This is a genomic window from Alienimonas sp. DA493, from assembly GCF_043951915.1.
Taxonomy (GTDB): Bacteria; Planctomycetota; Planctomycetia; order Planctomycetales; family Planctomycetaceae; genus Alienimonas.
Genome location: NZ_JBINJD010000173.1, coordinates 1 through 10,548 on the forward strand (window position 1 = coordinate 1; position 10,548 = coordinate 10,548).

The window sequence follows — 10,548 nt, forward strand, 5'->3', positions numbered from 1 at the left end:
GTCTCGTCGATCGCGTGATTCCATCCCCGTGCGGCGGCCCGACGGCCGGAGCTTGCGCTCCGGGCTCACGGGCCCTCCGGCCTCCTGACCATGATTCGCCAGCCGATCCGCCCCTGGACCCGCGTCGCCCTCGGCGTCGGCTGCGCGCTGCTGCTCGTGCTGGCGTACTCGGCCCTCAGTTGGCAGGCCCACGCGGAGAACCCCAACAACACGACCGTGCCCAACGGCGTGCAGTTGTGGGAGGGGGTGAAGGAGATCTTCAGCGAGAACCGCAGCGGGGAGATCGCGCTATGGGACGACGCCGTCGCCACCGGGACGCGGTTCGCCGTCGGCCTGGCCGCCGGGGCGGCGCTGTCGTTTCTGGTCGGGATCGCGATGGGCGCTCTCACCCCGGTCGGGGCGGGCTTGGGGCCGACGCTGCTGTTCTTCGGCTCCATCCCGCCGACGGCCATGTTGGCGGTCTATTACCGGGCCTTCGGCATCGGCGAGGCGCTGTACGTCGGCCTGATCGCCCTGGGCGTGTTCCCGCTGTTGGCCGGCGGGCTCTATAAAAGCGTGCTCACCGACGTGACCGACCACGCCGTCAGCAAGGCTTACACGCTGGGCGCCAGCCACGCGGAGGTCGTCTGGAACGTGATCGTCCCGCAGACGCTCCCGCGGTTCCTCGAAAGCCTGCGGCTGGCCGCGGGGCTGGGGATGATCTTCCTGATCGCCGCCGAGTGGCTGCTGGCGGACGTGGGCTTCGGGCACCGGCTGAAGTTATTGAACCGCGTCGCGGACATGGCGGTCGCGTATCCGTATTTATTCCTGCTCGGCCTGTTCGGACTGGCGGTGGACCGGGCGCTGCTCGAACTGCGGCGCCGGGTCGCCCCTTGGTGGGACGAAGCATGAACGAAGAACTGAATACGTCCGTAACGCCGAGGCCCCGCGGGGCCTCGACGTTTCCCCCGGCGTTAGAAGTGTGCGACGTCCGCAAGGCGTTCGGCCCCAACAAGGTGCTGGGCGGCGTGAACCTGACGGTGCCGGCCGGGCAGATCGTGTCGCTGGTCGGCCCCAGCGGGTGCGGGAAGAGCACCCTGCTGCGATCGATCCTCGGCACGCATTCCCCGGACAGCGGCGTGGTGAAAGCCGGCGGGGAGCCGGTCTGCGGGCCGAACCGGGACGTCGGCATCGTCTACCAGCACTACACGCTGTACGACTTCCTCACCGCCCGCGGGAACGTGGCGCTGGGGCTTAAACTGGACCGCACCTCGCTGGCGTTCCGGCTGTTTCAGTACCCGAAATGGCGCCGCCTGCGGAAGGAGCACTGCGCGGAGGCGGACGACTTTCTAACCCGCGTCGGCCTCGGCGCCGCCGCCGACCTTTATCCCCGGGAGATGAGCGGCGGGATGCGGCAGCGGGTCGCCGTCGCCCAAGCCTTCGTGCTGCGGCCGAAGGTCGTGTTATTGGACGAACCCTTCGGCGCCTTGGACGAGGCGACGCGGGAGGAACTGCAATTGATGTTGCTCCGCTTCGCCGCGGAGAACCGCCGGGCGCTGGAGGAGGGCCGCGAACCGCCCTTCACGATCCTGATCGTCACCCACGAACTCAATGAAGCCCTCTACGTCGCCGACCGCGTGATCGGCCTGAGCCAGTATCATCCCGACGGGGCGAACGGGGCGAAGATCGTCTATGACGAACCGGCCCCGCACTTCGCCCCGGACAGCCCGCGGGACATGGCCCGCCTGGTCGAGCAGCGGGAAACGATGCGGGCCGCGGTGTTCGACCCGGAGAACCGCCGGCGGCACGCGCAGCTCGCCGAAGGGTAACGGCAGCCCGAGGCGCGAGCCGAGGCGTGCACGCTTGGCAAAGTCACCCGACCTCGGCTCGCGACTCGGACTGCCGATCCCCTTCCTCCGCCGGAAGCAGTTCCGCGACGGGCAGCGTGAAGGGGCGGCCGTCGAGGGCGAACTCGACCGTCTCGTCTTCGCGGTAGGTCCGCAGGGTGCGATAGGACGCCGGCCCCTCGGCGGGGATGTGCGGGTCGGTACGGACTTCCAGCACCCGCTCCGGCAGGTTCACGATCCAATACGGACTGATCCCTGCCGCGGCGTAAATGCGAGCTTTACGAGTGCGGTCGAGTTCCAATGTGCTGTCGGAAATCTCCACGACCATCAGCAGGTCTGACGGTCCCGGGTGCCGCGACGACCAGAATTTCAGTGCCCGGTTCGCAACGGAAAGGTCCGGCTCCGGCTCGCTCCGCGGGAGCGCCACCGGTTTCTCGATCCGCACGCCCCAACTGGGGCCGAATAACGCTTTGAGAGCGTCCGCGGAGATGTCCACGGAAACGGCGTGCGGGGGGTAGGCGGCGGCCATCTCGACTAATTCTTCGTCCAACAGCTCAATCCGCCGCCCCTCAATCCCGTCAAACACCCCGGCTTCGATCATTGCGTGATACATCTCCACCGTGACCCGCGCGGGCCGCGGGGGCGGCGGCGCGAGGAGTTCGGCGGGCGAAACGCCGACCGGCCGCTCCCGCGGGGCGGGGGCGGCCGGGGCGTCGGTCTGCGGGGCGTCGAGAAGGTCCGGCATGCCGGGATTCTACTCGATCACTCCCCCGCGGTGGCGGACTTCGGCGGCGCCGCGTCGGCGAGGGCCATCAGGGCGTAGGCGGTGACCATGTTCGGGTCGCCTTCGTACCAGCGGTCCGCCTCGTTCACCCAGCTGCCGTTCTCCCGCTGCATGGCGAGCAGTTGGGCGGCGAGGTCCTCGCGCCAGTCGTGCTCCACGCCGTCGGCGTCGGTCAGCGTGTCCTCGCCGAGGGCGGTCATCGTTTTGCCGAAGGCCTGCAGATAATAATAGTGTCCCTGCAAGCCCATCCCCGGATTCTCGGCGAGGGTGTAGTGCTTGGCGGCCCAGTCGCGGGCGGCTTGGACGCGGGGGTCGTTCTTGGTCAGGCCGGCGTAAATCATCGACTTCAACCCGGCGTAGGTCATGCTGGCGTAGCTGCGCAGGCCGCCGTTCGCCGTGGTGCCGGCCTTCGTCTGCCCGCCCAGGGCCGGGGTGTAGTAGAAACCGCCGTCGTTAATCTTGGAGGCGTTCGGCGTGTCGTTGCCGTGACCCTCAAGGTTCTGCGTGCGGGTGACGAACACCAGCGCCTTCTGGATCGCCTCGTCCTCCGGGCCGCTGCCGCTGGCCTTCAGGGCCTCGACGAGGAACTGGGTGTTGGAGAGGTCCGGCCGGTCGCCGCCGCCGCCGTAGCCGGCGCCGCCCCAGCGGACGTCGTCGCTCTCGATGCCTTCGCCCTGGTCCCACTGCAGCTCCTTGAGGAACGCCCGGGCGCCCTTGACGGCGTCGGCGTATTCGTCCCCCTCGACGCGGGCCAGGGCCATCAGGGAGAGGGCGGTTTCGTAGTTCTTGTGGGTGGAGCCCTCGGAATAAATGCCGCCGTCCTCGCGGACGTTCGCCTCGAGATAATCCAGCGCCTTGGCGACCGTCGGGTCGTCGGCGGTCAGGCCGGAGTCCAGCAGGGCGACCGCGGCGATCGCGCTGATGCCCAGCGACTCCCGACTGCTCCAGCCGCCGTCGTCGTTCTGGGTGGTGCGGAGGTAGTCGACGCCCCGCTGCCGGGCGGCGTCGATCGCCGCGGCGTCGGGGGCCTCGGCGCCCGCGGCCGTCACGGGCGGGTCGGCCGCGCCGGCGAGGGACGGTCCCGCGGCGAGGGGGAGCAGGGCGAAAGCGAACGGGGCGAGGGCGAGCCGCACGAGAATCTCCGGGGGGTTAACGTGGAAGGGGCGATCGGGCGTTTCATTCTACGGACGACCGCCGCGGGGGTGAGAGTTCGTCTCGAACCGAGCGGGAGCGAGGTCAGAAGCCTTCGGTAACTTCGCCGCCGTTGCGGGAACCGGCGGCCCGCCAGATCTCGCGGGTCACGCTTTCCGAGACCGACTGCACGCTGCCGTCCATCATCGCGACCTGGACCACGCCCTGGTGGTAGGACCGGCTGGTGATCGCGGCCATCGTGGCGTTCACGGTTCCGCCGTCCTGCTTGCCCTCCTGCCAGGAGGAGAAGTCGACGTCGTATTCCGTGTTGGTGCTCGGGTCGACCCAGATCACCTCGGTGTTGGGGGGGAAGACCGTGGTGAAGCCGGTGTGATGGACGCGGCCGTCCGGCCATTCGGTGTGGCCGGTGTTTTTATTCTGCTCGCCAAGTTTTTTATCGGAGCTGTCCGTATAGGCCAGCACGTCGGCGACCGCGTCCGGCACGGGGGTGGAGGCCGGCAGCGGGCCGCGGTGGTTGCGGAAATAGGGGGTGAAGGCCTTCACCTCCGCGGCCATCATCGTCTGGGTGGAGCCGTCGCGGATGTGGCTGATCGAGAGCCGGGAGTTCGGATAGAACGGCCCGTCCCCGCCCAGCCCCTTGCTGCCGCCGCGGGAGGGATCCCAGACGAGCCAGGTGCCGAAGTTAAAGCCGTAGGTGGTCGGATAGATGTACCGGGCGACCTTGCCGGTGTCCCGGGGCACGTAGGACAGCGGGTCGCTGGGGCAGCCGAAGGTGTCGATTTTCAGTCCGTCGATCGTGGCCTGATCGTCCCAGGCGACGGACAGGTCGACGTACTGGGCCAGCACGCCCTGGTCGATCTCCGGCAGGATGCGGCCGTGCACGCCCCAGGAGCCGTTGTTGCCGGTGTACCCGCTGGTGGACAGGCAGGCGCTCGGCGGGATCACCGAGTTCGTGCTGTGGTAGTTGTGAACCGCCAGGGCGAGCTGTTTGAGGTTATTCTGGCACTGCGCCCGCCGGGCCGCCTCCCGGGCCTGCTGCACGGCGGGGAGCAGCAGGGAGACGAGGATCGCGATGATCGCGATCACCACCAGCAGTTCGATCAGCGTGAAGCCGGTCCGGTTCTGACCGGTCCTCCGGGGCCCGGTCCGTCGGGGGGCGGGGGCTGGTGCGGCGCTGAGGATCATGAAGGACGGGGAGAACGGGGGCGGGGCGGTCGCCGACCGGCGGCGCCGGCCACAATGCGAGAACCGCCGGCGCCCGGGGCCAAACCTTTTTCGCGGGGACCGCGGCCGCCGCGACCGGGGCGGGAACTTGTCGGGCGGGGCGGGGCGTGGTCAAGCTGAGCGGTCGATGTCCTCCGTGCCCGTTCCCGCCGACGCGACCGGTCCGCGGGGGGCGGACGCTCCGCTCGGGCCGGACGATCCGGTCGGGCCGGGCGGATGGCTGGGCGCCGCCGGGGCGCTCCGCATGCGGGTGGAGACGCCGGAGAACATCGTCCTCGAACTGCCCCTGGCCGGGGTGACCCGCCGCTGCGGGGCCTGGCTGATCGACACGGGGATCCGGGCGGCGTTCGTGTTCACGGCGGCGTTCCTGATGATCCCGATCGCCTGCGCCGGGCTGGGAGACTTCGCGGGCGGGGCGTTTCTGCTCCTGTTGTTCTTCAGCGAGTGGGGCTACTTCACCCTGTTCGAAGCGTTCCAGGGCGGACGAACGCCGGGGAAGCGGGCGTTCGGCCTGCGGGTGGTGCGGACGGACGGCGGGCCGCTGACCTTCTGGCCGGCGCTGGTGCGGAACCTGCTGCGATTCGCCGACGCGTTGCCGATCCTCCTCTCCCCCCCGCCGCACGTGATGGGCGCGGTGCCGCTGTACGGGCTGGGGGCGCTCTGCTGTACGCTGAGCCCGCGGGGCCAGCGGATCGGCGACCTGTTCGCCGGGACCGTGGTGATCCGCACCCACCCCGCCACGCCGCCGAAGCAGCCGGTGATTCTCGACAAAATCGCCCCGCTGGACCGCTCGCTGATCTCCGGCCCCAAACCGCCCCGCAGCACGCTGGCGACGGTGGACGAGTACCTCGCCCGCCGCGGCGTGCTGGACCACGAGCGCGGCCACCAACTCGCCCTGCCGCTGGCCCTCGCCGTCGCCCGCCGGCTGAAATACGGCGGCGACCCGGCCGGGGTGAAGGTCTACCCGATGGCCTTCCTGGCCCGGGTCTGGGCGACGTATCTGCGGCCGGAGGAGGAGGCGACCGAGGAACCGGCCCCCCGCGACCGCCTCCGGGGCGGGCGCCGATGACGAAGCGCGACTTCCTCGCCGCCCGCCGGCCGCGGTGGGACCGGTTCACGCAGCTGCTCGACCGGTTCGACCGCCGGCGGCTGCGGGGCCGCACGGCCGGGGAGGTGGCGGAGCTCTCCCGCGGCCTGCGGGAACTCGCCGCGGACCTCGCCGCCGTGCGGGCCCACGGCTGGGGCGACCGGCTGGACGACTACCTCAACACGCTGCTGGGCCGCGGGCACACCGCGTTCTACGCCGCCCCGGCCTCGCCGCTGGGGAGCGTCGTCGGCTACCTGACGCATGGTTTCCCGCGGGTGTTCCGGCGGAACGGGCGGTTCTTCCTGGTCGCCGCGGCCCTGTTCTTCGGGCCGTTCTTCGTCGCCTGGGCGGCGGTTGCGCTGCGGCCGGCCCTCGCCGACCGCGTCCTCCCCCCGGAGGCCCAGGCGATGTACGACGAGATGTACGCCGAGGGCGGCGGCCTCGACCCCGACGGCGGGGAGGACGGGAGGGCGAACGCCTTCGACCTCGGCGCCTACGGCGGGCAGCGGAGCCTGATGGCCGGGTTCTACGTCTACAACAACGTCGGCATCGCCCTGAAGTGCTTCGCCCTCGGCGTGACCTTCGGGCTGGGCACGGTCTACGTGCTGCTGTCGAACGGCATCCAGATCGGGGCGGTGTTCGGCTACGCGGGGGCCAGCGGGAACGGCGAGCGATTGTTCAGCTTCGCGGTGACGCACGGCTCCTTCGAACTGACCGCCATCGCCGTGGCCGGGGGGGCCGGGCTGATGCTCGCCGACGCCCTGCTGCACCCCGGCCGGCGGAGTCGGCTGGGCAGCCTGATGGTGCGGGGCCGGGAGGCGATCCAGATCGCCGCCGGCGCCGCCGTGATGCTGATGATCGCCGCCGGGTTGGAGGCGTTCTGGTCCCCGGCGCCGATCGCCCCGTCGATCAAGTACGTCGTCGGCGGGAGCCTGTGGGTGGCGGTGTTCGCCTGGCTGCTCCTCGCCGGCCGCGGCGGGGCGCCGACGGAGGCGAACCGATGAGCGAAATCCGCCGTCTCCCTGAGCCCCGACCGTTAGGGAGGGGCCGTTCTGGAGGACCCGCGCGTTCCGACAGGCATGACGGGAGAACTATGCGGACACGGGTGAGCGGCCCCTCCCTCACGGTCGGGGCTCTAGGGCCGGTTTGGGAGATGCCGCGATGAACCGTCCGTTCGCCGTGCCGCTCGCCCCGCACGGGCCCGCCGGGGCGTTGGACGTCGGCCTCGCCGCCTGCGGGGCGAGTCCTGTCCTGTGGCTGCGGTTCGCCGCGGCCGGGGGGCTGCCGGCGGCGATTCTGGCGGACGCCGCCGGCCGGGCCTGCGGGCGCGGCTGGGCCGTCGGCACGCTGGCCGTGCTGTTCGTCACCGCCCCGCTGGGCCTGCGGATCGCCGCCACCGCGGTGCGGGGGACCTTCGCGGAGGAGGAGGACCCGACGGCCGCCCCCCGGCCCCGCACCAAGCGGGACCGCACCCGGGAGGCGCTGCTCTCCGGCCTCTGCGTGCTGCTGGCGGCACTGTATCTCGCCCCCCGCTGGCTGGACCTGCCGACGGCGTTCGGGGCGTGGTTGGCCGATCCGACGGGCCGGTTCACGGTCGCCGCGACGCTCGCCGCGGCGCTGGGGCTGCGGAGTGGGTCCGACCTGTCCCGCCGGGCGCCGTTTCCCCCGCGGTCCGGCCGGCTGCTGGCGGGGCGAATCGTCGTGCGGGCGCTGCTCGGCTGGCCGCTGTGGCTGTTCCTCGTGCCGGACGGGGAGCCGCTGGCGTGGCTCAGTCTGGCGCTGTGGACGCCGATCGCGCTGGGGATCGCGGGGAAGTTCGCCTTTCGGTCGGAGCGGCGGGCGTTGCGGGCGTTGTCGGCCCGGCTGCACGACGAACACGCCGACGGCCTGCTGCGAGCCCACAAGATGCCCCTCGCCGTGCGAGCGAACCTGCTGGCCGGGCTGACCGCGGGGCTGTGGCTGATCGGGATGCTGACGACCGATCTGATCGGCTCCGCCCTGCTGAACTGGCGGCCGGCGCTGGGGGCGGCGCTGGAGGCCGGTTCGTCCGACGGGGGAAACTTCTGGGCGGCGCTGGCCGACGACCCGACCGCCGCGGCCCTCGCGGCGCTGGGCGGCGTGACGGCCTACGTCGCCGCCCGGGTCGGTTGGTTCGCCACGCTGGTCGACCTGCGGGTCCGGCGGGACTGCTGGGACGTGCAACAGGCCGTGACCCGCGAACGCAACCGCCTCGCCGAGGAGGAACGCCGCACGGCCCCCGCCGCCGCCCGGGCCGCCGCGGCCGCGGCGGTCGTTCTGCTGTTCGTCCCGACGGCAAGCGGCTTCGCCCAGAGCCCGGCGCCGACCGACCCCGCGGAGGTCTCCGCCCGCGCCGAGGCGGTGCTGGGCCGCGACGAGTTCCGCCCGCTGCGGGATTTCGGGCAGCGGGGCGACGGCCTGTTCCCCCCGCTCGGCGGCGGCACCCGGTCGACGGCGGGGGGGGACGGCGCCGACGGGGGGACCTCCGGCCCGGGCGGTTCCTCCCCGAACCGCACGCCGGGCGGCGGCTCCGGGACGGGGGGCGGGTCGTCCCCGGGCCCGACCGCCGGCGGGGGGGCCGTGCTCGGGGCATTGGGGCAGGTCCTCAGCACGGCGGCGCTGGTCGCGGCGGGGGCGGCGTTGGCGGCCGTGTTGCTCCTGCTCGTCTGGGCGGTGGTGCGGGGAGTGATGGAACGGGAGCCCGCCCCGGCGACGCCCGCCGCGACCGCCGCCGCCGGGGCCGTTCCCCCGGACGAAGACGCCCCCGCCGCCCGCCGTCCGCCGGACGAGCGGCTGGCCGCCGCCCGGGCCGTCGCCGCCGAGGGCCGCTACGCCGAGGCCGTCGCCCTGCTGCTCAACGGTCTGACGGACCGGGTGGAGCTCGCCGGGCTGATTCGCCCCCGCCGCGGCCTGACTGCCCGGGAGTACCTGCGGGCCGCCCGTCCCGACCCGGCCCTGCACCCGGCGCTGGCGACCGTGGTGAAGGTGTACGAACCGCTGGGCTACGGCCGGCGGCCCGGCGGTTTGGAGCAGTACGCCGAGGCCGAGGCTGCGTACCTCGCCGGCGTCTCGACCCGGGCCGCCCACGATCCGGCCCCGCGGAACTCTTCGACCGCGACGCCGACCGGGGCCGACGCATGATGACGCGCGTGCCGCTGGGCGCTCGGGACGCGGCGTGGGCGACGGCCTGCGCGCTGGCGCTGCTGGCGCAGTTCGCCCCGGCCGATTGGCGGCCCGCCCTGCCGGACGACACCCGCAGCCCGGCCCCCGACGGGCAGAAGGCCCTCGTGCTGCTCGCCGAGCGGGCCGGCTTTGAAACCGTGCGGCGGGAGTCGCCGCTGGCGGTCGTCGTGGGGGAGGAGGACCCGGACCGCACGTTGCTGGTCGTGCTCGGCCCGGCCCGGGCGCTGACGGACGGGGAAGCGGAGACGCTGCAAGACTGGGTGAACGCCGGCGGCGGGCTGCTGTTCGCCGCCCGCGGGGGGCGGTCGGTCGATCTCGGGCCGCTCGGCCGGGTCGAGGGCCGCGGCGAGGATCGGTTGCAGGGCGCCGAGCCGACCCGCGCCGCCGGGCTGCCGACGGAGGACCTGAAGTTGTTCTGGCCCCACGGCGGCACGGTCGACGGCGCGGGGGAGCCGCTGGTGGAGACCGCGGCCGACGACGCGGGGAACGGCGACGGGGCGAACGGCGACGGGGCGAACGGCGACGGGGCGAACGGCGACGGGGCGAACGGCGACGGGGCGAACGGGGGCGCAGTCCGCGTCGCCCTGACGGAAACCTGGCGGGGCGGCACGGCGGTGCTGGCGGCGGGGGCGGCGGGGTTCAGCAACCGCTCGCTGGCCTGGGGGGACAACGCGGCGCTGGCCTTCCGGTTGCTGGAGCGGGCGGCGAACGGGCGCCGGCGGATTGTGTTCGACGAGTCGCTGAACCTGACCGGCACGCCGAAGACGGTGGCGCTGCTGCTCGACCCGGAGTTGCGGCCGCTCACGTTGCACCTTTGTTTGTTGGCCCTGCTGTGGGGCTGGTGGCGGGGGCGGGCGTTCGGGCCTCCGCTGCCGGATCCGGACCCGCCGCGGCGAACCCTCACCGATCACACCGACGCCGCCGGCGATCTCGCCTGGCGAACCGGGGACGGGGCGGGCGTGGTCGGCTGGTACCGCCGGGCCGTCGCCCGGGACCTGCGGTTGCCGGCCGACCCGAAGGAGCGGGCGAAGCGGGCCGAGGCGCTGGCCGTCGCCGCCGGGCGGGAGCCGGCGGCGGTGCGGGACCTGTTCGCCCGCTTGGCCGCCGTCGACGCCCGCACCCGGCCGGGAGAGAAGTCCGCGTTGGGCCGCCGGACCGCGGCCGGGTTGATCCGCGAACTCGCCGCCCTCCGGTCCGACGCCGGCCGCGCCCGGCGGTAACGGGGGAACCTACTTCCCCCCTCGCCCCCCCTTGGGGGAGAGGGGCCGGGGGTG

Annotated in this window: 9 protein-coding genes; 6 read left to right on the forward strand and 3 right to left on the reverse strand. The window is 72.9% G+C overall.

Annotated features, from left to right (window positions below; all coding sequences use genetic code 11):
• Nucleotides 1-90: 90 nt before the first annotated feature.
• Together ACG2DA_RS19275 and ACG2DA_RS19280 are read left to right on the forward strand one after the other, a co-directional pair.
• Entirely contained in the window at nucleotides 91-891 is an 801-nt protein-coding gene (locus tag ACG2DA_RS19275) for an ABC transporter permease (protein WP_395257854.1), read from the forward strand.
• Complete coding sequence (locus ACG2DA_RS19280) at nucleotides 888-1,808, forward strand: ABC transporter ATP-binding protein (protein ID WP_395257856.1); 921 nt, start codon at nucleotides 888-890, stop codon at nucleotides 1,806-1,808. Before ACG2DA_RS19275 ends, ACG2DA_RS19280 begins: the two co-directional genes overlap by 4 nt.
• 43 nt (nucleotides 1,809-1,851) lie before the next feature.
• Here the strand turns inward: ACG2DA_RS19280 and ACG2DA_RS19285 are convergent, their stop codons facing one another.
• The 3 genes from ACG2DA_RS19285 to ACG2DA_RS19295 all read right to left on the reverse strand — a co-directional run bounded on the left by ACG2DA_RS19285 (nucleotide 1,852) and on the right by ACG2DA_RS19295 (nucleotide 4,947).
• A complete protein-coding gene (locus ACG2DA_RS19285; RefSeq protein ID WP_395257858.1) occupies nucleotides 1,852-2,571 on the reverse strand; it encodes a Uma2 family endonuclease in 720 nt (239 codons plus the stop codon).
• Nucleotides 2,572-2,588: 17 nt separating this feature from the next.
• Entirely contained in the window at nucleotides 2,589-3,743 is a 1,155-nt protein-coding gene (locus ACG2DA_RS19290; protein WP_395257860.1) for a prenyltransferase/squalene oxidase repeat-containing protein, read from the reverse strand.
• 103 nt (nucleotides 3,744-3,846) lie between these two features.
• Nucleotides 3,847-4,947 carry a DUF1559 domain-containing protein gene (locus ACG2DA_RS19295; RefSeq protein ID WP_395257862.1) on the reverse strand — a complete coding sequence of 367 codons (1,101 nt, stop codon included), beginning with the start codon at nucleotides 4,945-4,947 and terminating at the stop codon, nucleotides 3,847-3,849.
• A 175-nt stretch (nucleotides 4,948-5,122) separates the two neighbouring features.
• Between ACG2DA_RS19295 and ACG2DA_RS19300 the strand changes: the two genes are divergently transcribed.
• The 4 genes from ACG2DA_RS19300 (at nucleotide 5,123) to ACG2DA_RS19315 (ending at nucleotide 10,494) form a co-directional block, all read left to right on the forward strand.
• Complete coding sequence (locus tag ACG2DA_RS19300; protein WP_395257864.1) at nucleotides 5,123-6,055, forward strand: RDD family protein; 933 nt, start codon at nucleotides 5,123-5,125, stop codon at nucleotides 6,053-6,055.
• Nucleotides 6,052-7,077, forward strand: a complete 1,026-nt coding sequence (locus ACG2DA_RS19305; protein WP_395257866.1) for a stage II sporulation protein M — start codon at nucleotides 6,052-6,054, stop codon at nucleotides 7,075-7,077. The genes ACG2DA_RS19300 and ACG2DA_RS19305 overlap by 4 nt, the downstream gene beginning before the upstream one ends.
• A 157-nt stretch (nucleotides 7,078-7,234) precedes the next feature.
• Complete coding sequence (locus ACG2DA_RS19310) at nucleotides 7,235-9,232, forward strand: DUF4129 domain-containing protein (protein ID WP_395257867.1); 1,998 nt, start codon at nucleotides 7,235-7,237, stop codon at nucleotides 9,230-9,232.
• 8 nt (nucleotides 9,233-9,240) lie between these two features.
• On the forward strand, nucleotides 9,241-10,494 hold the full coding sequence (locus ACG2DA_RS19315; protein WP_395257869.1) for a DUF4350 domain-containing protein: 1,254 nt from the start codon (nucleotides 9,241-9,243) through the stop codon (nucleotides 10,492-10,494).
• The last annotated feature ends 54 nt before the right edge of the window (nucleotides 10,495-10,548 follow it).

Coding starts and splice junctions, on each gene's coding strand:
- ACG2DA_RS19310 (WP_395257867.1), top strand. CDS start 7,235: ATGAACCGTCCGTTCGCCGTGCCGCTCGCCCCGCACGGGCCCGCCGGG.
- ACG2DA_RS19305 (WP_395257866.1), top strand. CDS start 6,052: ATGACGAAGCGCGACTTCCTCGCCGCCCGCCGGCCGCGGTGGGACCGG.
- ACG2DA_RS19285 (WP_395257858.1), bottom strand. CDS start 2,571: ATGCCGGACCTTCTCGACGCCCCGCAGACCGACGCCCCGGCCGCCCCC.
- ACG2DA_RS19295 (WP_395257862.1), bottom strand. CDS start 4,947: ATGATCCTCAGCGCCGCACCAGCCCCCGCCCCCCGACGGACCGGGCCC.
- ACG2DA_RS19280 (WP_395257856.1), top strand. CDS start 888: ATGAACGAAGAACTGAATACGTCCGTAACGCCGAGGCCCCGCGGGGCC.
- ACG2DA_RS19275 (WP_395257854.1), top strand. CDS start 91: ATGATTCGCCAGCCGATCCGCCCCTGGACCCGCGTCGCCCTCGGCGTC.